The sequence below is a fragment of the Citrobacter sp. Res13-Sevr-PEB04-36 genome (assembly GCF_015672735.1).
Lineage (GTDB): Bacteria > Pseudomonadota > Gammaproteobacteria > Enterobacterales > Enterobacteriaceae > Citrobacter.
Window position 1 is genome coordinate 100,271 of sequence record NZ_JADABY010000042.1, and the last position, 14,349, is coordinate 114,619.

Sequence of the window (14,349 nt, forward strand, 5' to 3'; positions counted from 1 at the left end):
ATTAAGTATTAGTCACACTGAACTTTGATCGCCAGGCCGCCGCGAGAGGTTTCGCGGTACTTGGCATTCATGTCCTTGCCGGTTTCGTACATGGTCTCGATGACTTTATCCAGCGAGACGCGTGGGGCACTGGTACGACGCATGGCCATACGTGCCGCGTTGATCGCTTTCACAGAGGCAATCGCGTTACGCTCAATGCACGGCACCTGTACCTGCCCGGCAACCGGGTCACAGGTTAAGCCGAGGTTATGTTCCATACCAATTTCTGCTGCCACACATACTTGCTCCGGGCTTGCACCCAGCAACTCTGCCAGACCTGCTGCAGCCATAGAACATGCCACGCCTACTTCACCCTGACAGCCTACTTCTGCGCCAGAAATTGAGGCATTCATTTTGTACAGCGCGCCAATTGCACCGGATGCCAGGAAATAACGGATATAGATATCCGTACTGACAGGCTCAATGAAGTGATCGTAGTAAGCCAGAACCGCAGGCACGATACCGCAAGCACCGTTGGTCGGTGCCGTCACAACGCGACCGCCAGCGGCGTTCTCTTCGTTCACGGCCAGCGCAAACATGTTCACCCAGTCGATCACGTTCATTGGATCGTTGGAGAGCTTGTCGCTGGAGACCAGCATGCGACGCAGGGCAGAGGCACGACGTGGCACGCGCAGCGGGCCAGGCAGAATGCCTTCGGTGTTCATCCCACGATCGATACAGGCCTGCATGGTTTGCCAGACGTTGCCAAAATACGCTTCAATCTCTTCTTTGCTGTGCAGTGCAAGTTCGTTCTGCATCACCATGCCAGAGAGCGACAGACCGGTGCTGTTGCAGTATTCCAGCATTTCAGCGGCAGATTTGAACGGATAAGGTACGCTGACCTCATTCGCCGCATCCTGACCAAAGTGTTCTTCATCAACGATGAAACCACCGCCGATGGAATAATAAGTTTTGCTATAAACAACGGTGTCACCGTTGTACGCGTGAATTTGCATACCGTTCTCATGCAGCGGCAGATTGCCGTTGCGAAAACGCATGCCGTCGTTTTGCGGGAAATCAACTTCGTGCCGACCCTGCGCAAGCAGCAGGCGTCCACGTGCTTCGACATCGCGGATAAATCCGGGAATGCTGTCAATGTCCACGGTCGCAGGTTCATTACCTGCCAGACCCATAATAATGGCGATATCGGTGTGGTGACCTTTACCCGTGAGCGACAGTGAACCATACACGTCGACGGCGACACGAGTAACGCTGTCCAGTAATCCTTTTTCGACCAGGTCATCGACGAACTGTTTACCCGCCTTCATAGGTCCTACGGTATGGGAAGATGAGGGACCAATCCCCACCTTAAACATGTCGAATAGACTAATCACGATAATACTCCTACAGGGCGACTGGGCTTGCCAGTAACGATGTTATAACTGCGCATAGTGTAAGAGGGAACGCGGCGATCGGCTTAACTATTCACATGAATTAAACTAATAGATAACCGCGGTTTTACTAATGTTGTGACCGACGTTTCAGGTTGTGTCTACAGTGCGTAAAGATAAGTATAGTCAGGGTTTCACGCCAATTTGCAGCGCCAGCTCACGAATTATCCCGGCGGTCATCCCCCAGACGAAATAATGCTCATACCACGACAGCCAGACGCGGTGCGAGTCGCCCCGACGGTAGATATCTAAGGGGTGATACCGACCCAAATGCAGCGCTTGTGCCAGCGGCATTTCAAACACCGCAGAGACTTCATCTTCGCTTGCCCGATACGGCAGATTGGGCGGGATAATGCCAACCACCGGCGTGACCTGAAATCCGGTGACGCTATCCACCGGCGGCAGGACGCCAATCACCTCAACGCACGAAGGGGGAATGGCAACTTCTTCTTCGGCTTCTCGCAGCGCGGCGGCAATCAGCGACGCGTCGCTACTGTCTACGGCTCCGCCCGGGAAGGCAACCTGTCCGGCGTGTTTACGTAAATGCACCGAGCGTTGGGTTAACAGCAATCCCGGCTGTGGGCGGCGAACGACCGGGATCAGCACGGCGGCCTGGCGCTGGTTTAACGCTTCATGATTGACCTGCGGGCGCAGGAGAAGAAAGCGCGATAAAAAGTCATCAAGCGTCAGGCTGCTGTTTTCCACGGTTCAGTTCTCCAGTTGGTGCAAAATACGGTTCACTTTATCAAACGTTTCCTGATATTCCGCGTCTTCCTGACTGTCCGCAACAACACCACCGCCAGCCGAACAGTAAAGCTGTCCGTCGGTGGCCGTCAGGGTGCGGATGGTAATACTGGTATCCATATTGCCGCAAAAGCTCAGATAGCCGACGCTGCCGCACCAGGCGTTACGCCTATGCGGTTCCAGTTCGTCAATAATTTCCATCGCCCGCACCTTTGGCGCGCCGGTAATGGAACCACCCGGGAAGGCGGCGCGCAGCAGATCCGTGGCGTGCAGCGATTCCGGCAAACGCGCAGTAATGGTGCTGACCAGATGGTGCACGGCAGGGAAGGGTTCGACGACAAACAGTTCGGGAACCTTGACCGAACCCGGCACAGCAACGCGACCAATGTCGTTACGCATCAGATCCACGATCATCAGGTTTTCAGCACGATCCTTAGGCGAGTTTGCCAGTATTTGCGCCTGCTGACGATCGGCATCTGGCGAGTCCAGTCGCGGCAGGGTGCCCTTGATGGGGCGCGTCTGGATCTGCCGATTTTCCAGCTGAATAAACCGCTCTGGAGACAGGCTGAGGATTGCGCCTTTCTCAAGGCGGATAAACGCACTGAATGGGGCGCAGTTGGCATGATTGAGTCGCACAAAGGCGAGCCACTCATCCCCTTGATACTGCGCCTGAAAACGTTGGGCAAGGTTGACCTGATAGCAATCGCCGCTGTGCAGATAGCGTTGTACCTGGCGAAACTTTTCGCCGTACTGCGCGCGGCTCATATTGGATTGCCACGCTGACGTTAACATAAAGGGCTCACGCATTGGCGCGTGCTGGCTTTCCAGCCAGTGACGGCGGGCCTGCACATCACCGTGGCTGAGCAGCGACACGGTTTGTCGCTGGTGATCGACAATCAGTGCCCAGTCGTAAATACCAACCGCCATGTCTGGCAGGCTGATATCACGTTCAGCGATGTTTGGCAGAGCCTCGAAGCACCGGCCCAAATCATAACCAAACAGGCCCAGCGCCCCTCCCTGGAAGGGAAAGTCGGGATTATAATCGGGCCGTATTGCCAGTGAAGTTAGCGCCGAGCGTAACACCGTCATCGGGTCATCAGGCGTGTGCGTGATTCCTTCTTTGTCATGCACTGCGGTGTCTGCATCTCGCGTGACCAGCGTCATTACAGGGTCGGCGACCAGAATATCAAAGCGATTATGCGGGTGGTCGGCGTGCCCCGAATGTAGCAGCATCGCCCACGGCAGATGGCTTAAGGTCGAGAAATAGCGTTCAGCGGCGTCCTGACGCCAGGGTAATGTAATTACTGCGGGGGATAACGTTTTCATCAGTCCTGACTCGTTACTACTTTACTGGCTTACTGCCCGGTAGCATGGGATAATTAGCGCAGACAATTTAGCAGGAGTTAACAATGTTTGCAGGTTTACCTTCACTCAGTCATGAACAGCAGCAAAAAGCGGTCGAGCGTATTCAGGAACTGATGTCACAGGGGATGAGCAGCGGAGAAGCGATCACTCAGGTCGCGGCTGAAATTCGCGCCACTCATACCGGCGAACGGATCGTGGCGCGTTTTGAAGACGAGGACGAAGACGAGTAACGCCCGTTACACCGCGGCGATAATCTTGATCTCGACTTTGTATTTCGGGTTCATCAACCCGGCCTGTACGGTACAACGCACGGGCGCGTGACCGGCAACGACCCACGCGTCCCAGGCTTTGTTCATGGCGGCGAAGTCGCTTTTGTCCGTCAGGAAAATGGTCGCGTCAAGAATGCGTGATTTGTTGCTGCCCTGTTTTTCCAGCACCGCATCAATTTGTGCCAGCGTGTTAGCCGTTTGTTCAAACGCCTCAGCATCCAGGTTTTCCGGTACGCCGGTGTAATATAACGTGTTGTTGTGAATCACCACGTCTGACCAACGATCCTCGGCATCAATGCGCACGATAGTCATAGAATATTCCTCATTTACATTTTTCTTCATGGGCTTCAGATTGCGCCAAGACTGCCACAATGTTGTGCCCGCGTCACCTCTTCAACTGGCGAAAGACCCGCTGGCCTGACATAATCCCTGTTCAAATGAACAGGGGGTAGTGTGACGGACGATTTTGCAGCAGACGGTCAGTTGGCTAAAGCGATACCGGGTTTTAAACCGCGTGAACCACAGCGACAGATGGCCGTCGCCGTCTCGCATGCCATTGAAAAATCACAGCCGCTTGTCGTCGAAGCCGGGACCGGGACCGGGAAAACCTATGCCTACCTTGCGCCTGCACTGCGCGCCGGTAAGAAAGTAATTATTTCTACCGGATCGAAAGCGCTGCAGGATCAACTTTACAGTCGCGATCTCCCTACCGTGGCAAAGGCGCTGAAATTCACCGGCAAACTGGCTCTGCTGAAAGGGCGTTCCAACTACCTGTGTCTGGAGCGTCTCGAACAGCAGGCGCTGGCGGGGGGTGACCTGCCGGTGCAAACCTTAAGCGACGTGATCCTGCTGCGCTCATGGTCGAATCAAACCGTTGATGGTGACATCAGTACTTGCGTCAGTGTGGCGGAAGACTCGCACGCATGGCCGCTGGTGACCAGCACCAACGACAACTGTCTGGGCAGTGACTGCCCGCTGTATAAAGACTGTTTCGTCGTTAAAGCGCGTAAAAAAGCCATGGATGCGGATGTGGTGGTAGTTAACCATCACCTGTTTCTCGCCGATATGGTGGTAAAAGAGAGCGGGTTCGGGGAGCTGATCCCGGAGGCGGACGTGATGATCTTCGATGAGGCCCATCAGCTACCGGATATTGCCAGCCAGTATTTTGGTCAGTCGCTTTCCAGCCGCCAACTGCTCGATCTGGCTAAAGACATTACCATTGCCTATCGCACCGAGCTAAAAGATACCCAGCAACTGCAAAAGTGCGCTGACCGTCTGGCGCAAAGCGCGCAGGATTTCCGTCTACAGCTGGGCGAACCGGGCTATCGCGGCAACCTGCGTGAACTGCTGGCCGATCAGCGCATTCAGCGGGCATTTTTGCTGCTCGATGACACGCTGGAGCTGTGCTACGACGTGGCGAAGCTGTCGCTCGGACGTTCGGCGCTGCTGGATGCCGCATTCGAGCGCGCCACGCTGTATCGTGCTCGCCTGAAACGCCTGAAGGAGATCAACCAGCCGGGATTCAGTTACTGGTATGAATGCACCTCACGGCATTTTACGCTGGCGCTGACGCCGCTCACCGTGGCGGATAAATTCAAAGAGGTGATGGATCAAAAGCCAGGCTGCTGGATTTTTACCTCCGCCACGCTGTCGGTTAACGACGATCTTCACCACTTTACCGCGCGACTGGGCATTGAGCAGGCCGAATCAATGTTGTTGCCGAGCCCCTTTGACTACACGCGACAGGCGCTGTTGTGCGTGCCGCGCAATCTCCCGCAAACTAACCAGCCGGGGGCGGCGCGTCAGCTGGCCGCCATGCTGAGGCCCATTATTGAAGCCAACAATGGCCGCTGCTTTATGCTGTGTACTTCTCACGCGATGATGCGCGACCTGGCGGAACAGTTTCGCGCCACCATGACGCTCCCGGTCCTGCTACAAGGAGAAACCAGCAAAGGGCAGCTATTGCAGCAGTTTGTCAGTGCTGGGAATGCTCTGCTGGTGGCGACCAGCAGCTTCTGGGAAGGCGTGGACGTGCGAGGAGACACGCTGTCGCTGGTCATTATCGACAAGCTGCCGTTTACCTCACCGGACGATCCGCTGCTGAAAGCGCGAATGGAAGACTGTCGGTTGCGCGGCGGCGATCCGTTTGATGAAGTTCAGCTCCCGGATGCGGTAATTACGCTAAAGCAGGGGGTGGGGCGCTTGATTCGCGACGCTGACGATCGCGGGGTCCTGGTGATTTGCGATAACCGGCTGGTAATGCGACCTTACGGCGCGACATTCCTTGCCAGCCTGCCACCGGCACCTCGCACCCGAGACATTGCCCGTGCGGTTCGCTTCCTTGCCATTCCAACGACTGAGTAATTTGTTACAGACTGTGGTAAGATGCGCGCCAAATTTATTGATCTGATCACGAAGACCCATGCGAATTCTGGCTATCGATACCGCCACAGAGGCGTGCTCTGTCGCCCTGTGGAATGACGGTAATATCAACGCTCATTTTGAGCTTTGCCCACGAGAACATACCCAACGGATCCTGCCGATGGTTCAGGATATCCTGACCGCTGGCAATGTCATGTTACCGGACATCGATGCTCTGGCGTTTGGTCGTGGTCCCGGCAGCTTCACCGGCGTGCGTATAGGCATTGGCATTGCTCAGGGGTTAGCGTTAGGGGCGAACTTGCCGATGATCGCCGTCTCTACGCTGGCGACTATGGCGCAGGGAGCCTGGCGAAAAAACGGCGCAACGCGCGTGCTGGCGGCAATTGATGCGCGCATGGGCGAAGTGTATTGGGCCGAATACCAGCGTGATGAAAATGGTATTTGGCACGGCGAAGACACCGAAGCGGTATTAACCCCGGAACAGGTTCATGAACGACTGCTGAAGCTCTCAGGTGACTGGGTGACGGTCGGGACGGGTTGGCCTGCATGGCCTGAACTTGGCAAAGACAGTGGCCTGGCGCTACGCGATGGTGAGGTTTTGCTTCCTGCAGCTGAAGATATGCTGCCTCTCGCGACCCCATTGCTAGCCACTGGAACGACGGTGGCGGTCGAACATGCTGAACCGGTTTATTTACGTAACACCGTGGCATGGAAGAAACTTCCCGGTAAAGAATGAATCTTAGTAGTACATCTCCCGATGAATTCAAACGGGCTCAACGCGATGAATGCGTAGCAGTTTGAAGCGTACCGGGGTAGGCGCTGAGATAAGGGAGTCGCAATATGGTGGTTCAAAAGCGGATAATAAAAGGTATGTTGGCGGGCGTCTTGGTGTTAATGCTGAGCGGTTGCGTCACCATTCCTGATGCGATTAAAGGTTCAAGCCCAACGCCACAGCAGGATCTGGTTCGGGTCATGAACGCGCCACAGCTTTACGTCGGGCAGGAAGCACGCTTTGGCGGTAAGGTGGTGGACATTCAGAACCAGCAGGGGAAATCCCGACTGGAGATTGCCACCGTGCCTCTCGACAGTGGCGCGCGACCGATTCTGGGCGAAGCATCACGCGGGCGAATTTATGCCGATGTTAACGGCTTCCTCGATCCGGTGGATTTCCGTGGACAACTGGTTACCGTCGTAGGTCCCATTAGCGGCACGGTGGACGGTAAAATTGGCAGTACGCCGTATAAGTTCATGCTGATGCAGGTAACCGGCTATAAACGCTGGCATATTACTCAGCAGATCGTGATGCCTCCACAGCCGATTGATCCCTGGTTCTACGGTGCGCGTGGCTGGCCATATGGCGGCTATGGCGGATGGGGATGGTACAATCCAGGTCCGGCACAGGTTCAGACCATAGTTACAGAATAATTCATTGATTTATTTGAAAAAGAAGCAGCGGCGTGTCCGCTGTTTCTGCATTCATATGGATATAAGAAAAATAAATAGTGACGCGCTTCGCAACCTTGTCGTTGTGTAATAAACAAACTGGTACGCTGAGTTAATATTATGTTAACGGTTTGTTTATTGTCTGGGGTTGTGATGACGACGAATACGCATTTTAGAGGTGATGTATTGAAAAAGGTTTGGCTAAACCGCTATCCCGCAGGCGTTCCCGCGGAGATCAATCCTGACCGTTATCAATCCCTGGTGGAACTCTTTGAACATTCAGTAAGACGCTATGCCGATCAGCCTGCGTTTGTGAATATGGGGGAGGTGATGACCTTCCGCAAACTTGAAGAGCGCAGCCGGGCATTTGCGGCGTATTTGCAAGAAGGGCTGGGGCTGAAAAAAGGCGATCGTGTCGCGCTGATGATGCCGAACCTGCTGCAGTATCCGGTGGCGCTGTTTGGCATTCTGCGTGCCGGCATGATTGTGGTAAACGTGAACCCATTGTACACGCCGCGTGAGCTGGAGCATCAGCTTAATGACAGCGGTGCGGCAGCGATTGTGATCGTGTCCAACTTTGCCCACACGCTGGAGAAAGTGGTCGATAAAACGTCGGTTCAGCATGTGATCCTGACACGAATGGGTGATCAGCTTTCTACCGCCAAAGGAACACTGGTTAACTTTGTCGTGAAGTACATCAAGCGGCTGGTACCGAAATATCACTTGCCTGATGCCATCTCGTTTCGCAGCGCGTTGCAAAACGGGTACCGTATGCAGTATGTGAAGCCTGAAGTCGTGTCTGAGGATCTGGCCTTCCTGCAATATACCGGCGGCACGACTGGCGTGGCGAAAGGTGCAATGCTTACCCACCGCAACATGCTGGCTAACCTTGAACAGGTCAATGCTACTTACGGTCCGTTACTGCATCCGGGTAAAGAGTTGGTGATCACCGCGCTACCGCTGTATCACATTTTTGCTTTAACGATGAACTGCCTGCTGTTTATTGAGCTGGGCGGTCAAAACGTACTGATCACTAACCCACGTGATATTCCGGGTCTGGTAAAAGAGCTGGCCAAATACCCGTTTACCGCCATGACAGGCGTCAACACGCTGTTCAACGCCTTGTTGAATAACAAAGACTTCCAGCAACTGGACTTTTCGTCGCTGCATCTTTCTGCGGGGGGCGGTATGCCTGTTCAGCAGGCAGTTGCAGAACGTTGGGTGAAGCTGACCGGCCAATATCTGCTGGAAGGGTATGGCCTGACTGAGTGTTCACCACTGGTGAGCGTCAACCCGCACGATATCGATTATCACAGCGGCAGTATTGGCCTACCGGTCCCTTCTACTGAGGTTAAGCTGGTGGATGATGACGATAACGAAGTCCCACCGGGTGAGCCGGGGGAACTGTGCGTGAAAGGCCCGCAGGTTATGCTGGGTTACTGGCAGCGCCCGGATGCGACCGATGAAATTGTCAAAGATGGCTGGTTGCACACCGGGGATATTGCGGTAATGGACGACGAAGGCTTCCTGCGTATCGTCGATCGTAAAAAAGATATGATTCTGGTCTCCGGATTTAACGTTTATCCGAACGAAATTGAAGATGTGGTGATGCAACATCCTGGTGTTCAGGAAGTTGCCGCGGTGGGCGTGCCATCGGGCAGCAGCGGTGAAGCGGTGAAGATTTTTGTCGTGAAGAAAGACGCGTCACTCACCGATGAAGCGCTGATTACGTTCTGTCGCCGTCAGTTGACCGGCTACAAGGTCCCTAAGCTGGTGGAATTCCGTGATGAGTTGCCAAAATCTAACGTTGGTAAAATTTTGCGACGAGAATTGCGTGACGAAGCCCGTAGCAAAGTGGACAATAAAGGCTGAGCGTTAAGTCAGTCATCAGAAAGCGCCGGTTAATCCGGCGTTTTTTTTGGCGCAAACCTGAGAGAGCACGATTTGAATTACCAAATGATTACCACGGACGACGCGTTGGCCACGCTGTGCGAAGCCGTTCGTGAGTTTCCGGCGATTGCCCTGGATACTGAATTTGTTCGCACGCGTACCTATTATCCGCAATTGGGGCTTATTCAGTTGTTTGACGGCAAACACGTTGCTCTGATTGATCCGCTAGGGATCACCGACTGGTCGCCGCTGCGCGATATTCTGCGCGATACCACGATAACCAAATTCCTGCATGCGGGAAGTGAAGACCTGGAAGTGTTTCTCAACACCTTTGGAGAGCTTCCGCAGCCGCTGATTGATACGCAAATTCTGGCCGCGTTTTGCGGTCGCCCGCTATCGTGGGGATTTGCCGCAATGGTGGAAGAGTTTACTGGTGTGGCGCTGGACAAAAGCGAATCCCGTACAGACTGGCTGGCACGACCGTTGACAGAGCGTCAGTGTGAGTATGCCGCTGCGGACGTCTGGTATTTATTACCGATCACCACAAAACTGATGGCCGAAACCGATGCCTCTGGCTGGCTTCCGGCCGCGCTGGATGAGTGTCGTTTAATGCAACAGCGTCGTCAGGAAATACTGGCACCTGAAGACGCGTGGCGTGACATTACCAACGCCTGGCAACTGCGTACCCGCCAGCTTGCCTGCCTGCAACTGCTGGCTGACTGGCGACTGCGCAAAGCGCGTGAACGCGACCTGGCGGTGAACTTCGTGGTACGAGAAGAGCACCTGTGGTCAGTGGCACGCTATATGCCGGGCAGTCTGGGTGAACTGGACAGTCTCGGTCTTTCCGGGAGCGAAATCCGCTTTCACGGCAAGACGCTGATTTCGTTGGTGGAAAAAGCGCAGGCTCTGCCGGAAGCATCGCTGCCTGAACCGCTGCTGAATCTGATGGACATGCCGGGCTACCGCAAAGCCTTCAAAGCCATCAAGACGCTGGTAGCCGACGTGAGTGCGGAACATAATCTCAGTGTGGAACTGCTGGCGTCCCGTCGTCAGATCAACCAGTTGCTTAACTGGCACTGGAAATTAAAGCCGAAGTCTTCCTTGCCGGAGCTTATTTCCGGCTGGCGCGGTGAGTTGATGGCCGAGCGGCTTAACGCCTTGCTGCTGGAATATCCGCAATAAGCGAGTGTCTGGTGGTTATTCTGGTACCCATATCGATTGTTTACTCTGGAATAACACTAATTCAGGACGGGTCACTGAGAATAAAAAAGGCAGAATAATCTGCCTTTTTTGATCATGACTTTTTTAGCAAAGCGGTTATTTCGACTCTTCCGCTTCCGGTAATGTCACGTTAAGTTCGAGGATAGAAATATCGCCATCTTTTTGTTCAAGCTGCACGGTGACCATCTCTGGATCAATTTGTACATACTTACAGATAACGTCGAGAATATCTTTCCTCAACTGCGGTAAATAATGCGGCTCGGCGTCGCTCCGGCGTCGTTCCGCAACAATGATCTGCAGTCGCTCTTTAGCGATGTTTGCTGTGCTCTTTTTCCGCGAGAGAAAAAAATCCAGTAATGCCATAACTTATCCTCCGAACAGGCGTTTGAGGAAACCTTTCTTCTCTTCTTCAACGAAGCGGAAAGGACGTTCTTCTCCCAACAGGCGGTCTACGGTATCTGCATAGGCTTTACCGGCATCAGCATTGATGTCGAGAATTACCGGTTCGCCCTGGTTAGACGCGCGCAGAACTGACTGATCTTCCGGAATCACACCAACCAGTTTGATTCGCAGAATTTCCAGCACGTCTTCCATACTGAGCATGTCGCCTCTGTTTACGCGGCCCGGGTTGTAGCGCGTAAGCAGCAGGTGTTCTTTAATCGGATCTTCGCCATTTTCTGCGCGGCGAGATTTCGACGCCAGAATACCCAAAATACGGTCAGAGTCGCGTACTGAGGAAACTTCCGGGTTAGTGGTAATGATCGCTTCATCGGCAAAATACAGTGCCATCAGCGCGCCGGTTTCAATACCTGCCGGGGAGTCGCAGACGATGAAGTCGAAGTCCATCGATTTCAGATCATCCAGAACTTTTGCGACGCCTTCACGCGTCAGCGCATCTTTATCGCGAGTCTGTGAGGCCGGAAGAATAAAGAGGTTTTCAGTACGCTTATCTTTGATTAACGCCTGATTTAACGACGCGTCGCCCTGAATAACGTTGACGAAGTCATAAACGACGCGGCGTTCGCAACCCATAATCAAATCGAGGTTACGCAGGCCGATATCAAAATCAATAACGACAGTTTTCTTTCCCTTCTGGGCCAAACCTGTAGCGATGGCCGCGCTGGAGGTGGTTTTGCCAACGCCCCCTTTACCCGAAGTAACAACAATAATGCGTGCCATAGAAATTCCTTGTTAAAAAGGGATCAATTCAACGGTTGAACTGTCAAAGCGTTCTCTGCTAATTGCAGGCGCGCCGCTTTGCCATAAAATTCTGCTGGGATTTTATCACTCAGCCAATAAACACCTGCGATAGACACCAGTTCTGCCGTCAGGTGGGTACAAAAAATTTGTGCTTCTCGATCGCCGCTTGCACCTGCCAGTGCGCGACCTCTCATCATGCCATAAACGTGAATGTTGCCGTCAGCAATGAGCTCTGCGCCCGCACTGACGTGGTTTGTAACAATCAGATCACATTGTGGTGCATAAATGCGCTGGCCGGAACGAACCGGCACATTTATTAATCGTGTTTTTGTGATGGGAGTAACGTTTTGCACCGGTGCGGCAGGAACTGGTTCAGCAACGGAGGCAGGACGTAGCGCTTTTTCTTTACCTTCAGTCAGTAAAGGCAGGCCCATTTCGTCGATTTCTGCTTTCAGCCTGGCGTCTTTGCAGCCGCTAACGCCGATAATACGCAGACCGGTAGAGGCGACAACTTTCTGCAGCGCCGACCAGTTTATCGGGCTTTCAAGACCACTGACGTTGATCACCACGGGAGCATGTTTTAAAAAAGCAGGAGCCTGCGCGATTTTGTCTTCCAACGCCTGACGAATAACCTCGGGTTCTGCCTCGTGCAAGTGAACCACTGATAAGGTGAAGCTACTGCCTTTAAGCTCGATTGGCGTGTTTGACATCCTGGCCTTACTCAATTTGCTATTTATCATCCCCAGCGTGGGGTGATATTCCGAAGACTATAAGGCATGTTATAGTCAGTATTATATTGAGGCAAGCCACCATTCCGCGAATTCAGAGTAAAAGATATGTTTTGTGTGATCTACCGAAGCAGCAAACGTGACCAGACCTATTTATATGTCGAAAAAAAAGACGATTTCTCTCGTGTTCCTGAAGAATTGATGAAAGGTTTTGGTCAGCCGAAGTTGGCAATGATTTTACCGCTTGATGGCCGCAAAAAACTGGTGAACGCCGATCTTGAAAAAGTAAAACAGGCGTTAACCGAGCAGGGCTATTATTTACAAATCCCGCCACCGCCAGAAGATTTACTCAAACAGCATCTGTCTGTGGCAAAACAAAATACACCAGACGCTAAAGGTTAAACTGCATCCGGCAGCAGCATGTCTCGTCGATGCAGTTTCTGAAATCTAATACGACGTTAGGGGAAAGTCATGTATCAACATCACAACTGGCATGGTGCTCTGCTGGATTACCCAGTGAGTAAAGTGGTTTGCGTAGGCAGCAATTACGCAAAGCACATTAAAGAGATGGGCAGCGCAACGCCGGATGAACCGGTGCTGTTTATCAAACCGGAAACGGCGCTGTGCGACCTGCGCCAACCGCTGGTTATCCCGGCGGATATGGGGGCGGTGCATCACGAAGTTGAGCTGGCGGTGCTGATTGGTGCGACTTTGCGTCAGGCAACGGAAGAACATGTCCGTAAAGCCATTGCCGGTTATGGCGTGGCGCTGGATCTGACCCTGCGCGATATTCAGGGCAAAATGAAGAAAGCGGGACAGCCGTGGGAGAAAGCAAAGGGGTTTGATAATTCCTGTCCAATTTCAGGCTTCATTCCGGTATCCGAATTTAACGGCGATCCACAAAATACACTGCTAAGCCTGACGGTAAACGGTGAAATACGTCAACATGGCTCAACGGCGGACATGATCCATCACATTGTTCCGTTGATTGCCTACATGAGTCGTTTCTTTACCCTCAAAGCGGGGGACGTAGTACTGACAGGAACGCCAGAAGGCGTAGGGCCGTTACATAGCGGTGATGAGTTGGCGATCGGTTTTCATGGCCAAACGCTCACGACGCGAGTGCTATAATCTCTTCTTGCCGCCTTTTCGGGCGGCAAAACTTGCATCAGCGTGCCAGGCTGGTTATAAGGTGCAGCTTTATTGCAATAGCGGATACCCTGATGAGCGACATACCTTTCTGGCAAAGCAAAACCCTGGATGAAATGACCGATGCCGAGTGGGAGTCATTATGCGACGGGTGTGGTCAATGCTGCCTGCATAAGCTGATGGATGAAGACACCGACGAAATCTATTTTACCAACGTCGCCTGTAAGCAGCTCAATATCAAAACTTGTCAGTGCCGTAATTACGAACGTCGTTTCGAATATGAACCTGATTGCATCAAGCTGACGCGTGACAATTTGCCGACCTTTGAATGGTTGCCAATGACCTGCGCGTATCGTCTGCTGGCGGAAGGAAAAGGGTTGCCGGACTGGCATCCGCTGCTGACAGGCTCTAAAGCGGCGATGCACGGTGAGCGTATTTCGGTGCGTCATATTGCGGTGAAGGAATCAGAAGTACACGACTGGCAGGATCACATTTTGAACAAGCCTTCATGGGCGGACTGAGCCGCCC

At 53.2% G+C, this 14,349-nt stretch carries 16 protein-coding genes; 9 read left to right on the forward strand and 7 right to left on the reverse strand.

Annotated features, from left to right (window positions below; translation table 11 throughout):
- Positions 1 to 8: 8 nt before the first annotated feature.
- The 3 genes from sdaA to pabB form a co-directional block, all read right to left on the reverse strand.
- Positions 9 to 1,373, reverse strand: coding sequence for an L-serine ammonia-lyase (gene sdaA, locus IMQ48_RS12500; RefSeq protein ID WP_196209297.1), 1,365 nt, complete (start codon positions 1,371 to 1,373; stop codon positions 9 to 11).
- A gap of 183 nt (positions 1,374 to 1,556) precedes the next feature.
- Positions 1,557 to 2,135, reverse strand: a complete 579-nt coding sequence (locus tag IMQ48_RS12505) for a CoA pyrophosphatase (RefSeq protein ID WP_115258246.1) — start codon at positions 2,133 to 2,135, stop codon at positions 1,557 to 1,559.
- Positions 2,136 to 2,138: 3 nt separating this feature from the next.
- Entirely contained in the window at positions 2,139 to 3,500 is a 1,362-nt protein-coding gene (gene pabB, locus IMQ48_RS12510; RefSeq protein WP_196209298.1) for an aminodeoxychorismate synthase component 1, read from the reverse strand.
- A gap of 83 nt (positions 3,501 to 3,583) precedes the next feature.
- On the opposite strand from pabB, the gene IMQ48_RS12515 reads away from it, so the two are divergent.
- On the forward strand, positions 3,584 to 3,769 hold the full coding sequence (locus tag IMQ48_RS12515; protein ID WP_135322157.1) for a YoaH family protein: 186 nt from the start codon (positions 3,584 to 3,586) through the stop codon (positions 3,767 to 3,769).
- Between the two features lie 6 nt (positions 3,770 to 3,775).
- On the opposite strand, the gene IMQ48_RS12520 is transcribed toward IMQ48_RS12515, so the two are convergent.
- Entirely contained in the window at positions 3,776 to 4,120 is a 345-nt protein-coding gene (locus IMQ48_RS12520) for a RidA family protein (protein WP_196209299.1), read from the reverse strand.
- Positions 4,121 to 4,261: 141 nt separating this feature from the next.
- Between IMQ48_RS12520 and IMQ48_RS12525 the strand changes: the two genes are divergently transcribed.
- The 5 genes from IMQ48_RS12525 (at position 4,262) to rnd (ending at position 10,705) form a co-directional block, all read left to right on the forward strand.
- Entirely contained in the window at positions 4,262 to 6,172 is a 1,911-nt protein-coding gene (locus tag IMQ48_RS12525; protein WP_196209300.1) for an ATP-dependent DNA helicase, read from the forward strand.
- Between the two features lie 58 nt (positions 6,173 to 6,230).
- Positions 6,231 to 6,926 carry a tRNA (adenosine(37)-N6)-threonylcarbamoyltransferase complex dimerization subunit type 1 TsaB gene (gene tsaB / locus IMQ48_RS12530; protein WP_196209301.1) on the forward strand — a complete coding sequence of 232 codons (696 nt, stop codon included), beginning with the start codon at positions 6,231 to 6,233 and terminating at the stop codon, positions 6,924 to 6,926.
- A gap of 104 nt (positions 6,927 to 7,030) precedes the next feature.
- Positions 7,031 to 7,615 carry a Slp family lipoprotein gene (locus tag IMQ48_RS12535; RefSeq protein ID WP_196209302.1) on the forward strand — a complete coding sequence of 195 codons (585 nt, stop codon included), beginning with the start codon at positions 7,031 to 7,033 and terminating at the stop codon, positions 7,613 to 7,615.
- Between the two features lie 204 nt (positions 7,616 to 7,819).
- On the forward strand, positions 7,820 to 9,505 hold the full coding sequence (gene fadD / locus IMQ48_RS12540) for a long-chain-fatty-acid--CoA ligase FadD (RefSeq protein WP_196209303.1): 1,686 nt from the start codon (positions 7,820 to 7,822) through the stop codon (positions 9,503 to 9,505).
- A gap of 84 nt (positions 9,506 to 9,589) precedes the next feature.
- Positions 9,590 to 10,705, forward strand: a complete 1,116-nt coding sequence (gene rnd / locus IMQ48_RS12545) for a ribonuclease D (RefSeq protein WP_196209304.1) — start codon at positions 9,590 to 9,592, stop codon at positions 10,703 to 10,705.
- A 135-nt stretch (positions 10,706 to 10,840) separates the two neighbouring features.
- On the opposite strand, the gene minE is transcribed toward rnd, so the two are convergent.
- The 3 genes from minE to minC are packed head-to-tail and all read right to left on the reverse strand — an operon-like array spanning position 10,841 to position 12,654.
- Positions 10,841 to 11,107: a cell division topological specificity factor MinE gene (gene minE / locus IMQ48_RS12550; RefSeq protein ID WP_003833739.1), complete on the reverse strand. Its 267-nt coding sequence runs from the start codon at positions 11,105 to 11,107 to the stop codon at positions 10,841 to 10,843.
- A gap of 3 nt (positions 11,108 to 11,110) precedes the next feature.
- Complete coding sequence (minD, locus tag IMQ48_RS12555) at positions 11,111 to 11,923, reverse strand: septum site-determining protein MinD (protein WP_096756725.1); 813 nt, start codon at positions 11,921 to 11,923, stop codon at positions 11,111 to 11,113.
- A gap of 23 nt (positions 11,924 to 11,946) precedes the next feature.
- Positions 11,947 to 12,654, reverse strand: coding sequence for a septum site-determining protein MinC (gene minC, locus IMQ48_RS12560; protein ID WP_196209330.1), 708 nt, complete (start codon positions 12,652 to 12,654; stop codon positions 11,947 to 11,949).
- A 126-nt stretch (positions 12,655 to 12,780) separates the two neighbouring features.
- On the opposite strand from minC, the gene IMQ48_RS12565 reads away from it, so the two are divergent.
- The 3 genes from IMQ48_RS12565 to IMQ48_RS12575 all read left to right on the forward strand — a co-directional run bounded on the left by IMQ48_RS12565 (position 12,781) and on the right by IMQ48_RS12575 (position 14,342).
- On the forward strand, positions 12,781 to 13,074 hold the full coding sequence (locus tag IMQ48_RS12565; RefSeq protein ID WP_196209305.1) for a YcgL domain-containing protein: 294 nt from the start codon (positions 12,781 to 12,783) through the stop codon (positions 13,072 to 13,074).
- A 69-nt stretch (positions 13,075 to 13,143) separates the two neighbouring features.
- Positions 13,144 to 13,803 carry a fumarylacetoacetate hydrolase family protein gene (locus IMQ48_RS12570; protein ID WP_196209306.1) on the forward strand — a complete coding sequence of 220 codons (660 nt, stop codon included), beginning with the start codon at positions 13,144 to 13,146 and terminating at the stop codon, positions 13,801 to 13,803.
- 92 nt (positions 13,804 to 13,895) lie between these two features.
- Positions 13,896 to 14,342, forward strand: a complete 447-nt coding sequence (locus IMQ48_RS12575; protein ID WP_196209307.1) for a YcgN family cysteine cluster protein — start codon at positions 13,896 to 13,898, stop codon at positions 14,340 to 14,342.
- Positions 14,343 to 14,349: the final 7 nt, after the last annotated feature.

Coding starts and splice junctions, on each gene's coding strand:
- IMQ48_RS12575 (WP_196209307.1), top strand. CDS start 13,896: ATGAGCGACATACCTTTCTGGCAAAGCAAAACCCTGGATGAAATGACC.
- IMQ48_RS12520 (WP_196209299.1), bottom strand. CDS start 4,120: ATGACTATCGTGCGCATTGATGCCGAGGATCGTTGGTCAGACGTGGTG.
- tsaB (WP_196209301.1), top strand. CDS start 6,231: ATGCGAATTCTGGCTATCGATACCGCCACAGAGGCGTGCTCTGTCGCC.
- minD (WP_096756725.1), bottom strand. CDS start 11,923: ATGGCACGCATTATTGTTGTTACTTCGGGTAAAGGGGGCGTTGGCAAA.
- rnd (WP_196209304.1), top strand. CDS start 9,590: ATGATTACCACGGACGACGCGTTGGCCACGCTGTGCGAAGCCGTTCGT.
- IMQ48_RS12570 (WP_196209306.1), top strand. CDS start 13,144: ATGTATCAACATCACAACTGGCATGGTGCTCTGCTGGATTACCCAGTG.
- IMQ48_RS12535 (WP_196209302.1), top strand. CDS start 7,031: ATGGTGGTTCAAAAGCGGATAATAAAAGGTATGTTGGCGGGCGTCTTG.
- minE (WP_003833739.1), bottom strand. CDS start 11,107: ATGGCATTACTGGATTTTTTTCTCTCGCGGAAAAAGAGCACAGCAAAC.
- IMQ48_RS12565 (WP_196209305.1), top strand. CDS start 12,781: ATGTTTTGTGTGATCTACCGAAGCAGCAAACGTGACCAGACCTATTTA.
- minC (WP_196209330.1), bottom strand. CDS start 12,654: ATGTCAAACACGCCAATCGAGCTTAAAGGCAGTAGCTTCACCTTATCA.
- pabB (WP_196209298.1), bottom strand. CDS start 3,500: ATGAAAACGTTATCCCCCGCAGTAATTACATTACCCTGGCGTCAGGAC.
- IMQ48_RS12515 (WP_135322157.1), top strand. CDS start 3,584: ATGTTTGCAGGTTTACCTTCACTCAGTCATGAACAGCAGCAAAAAGCG.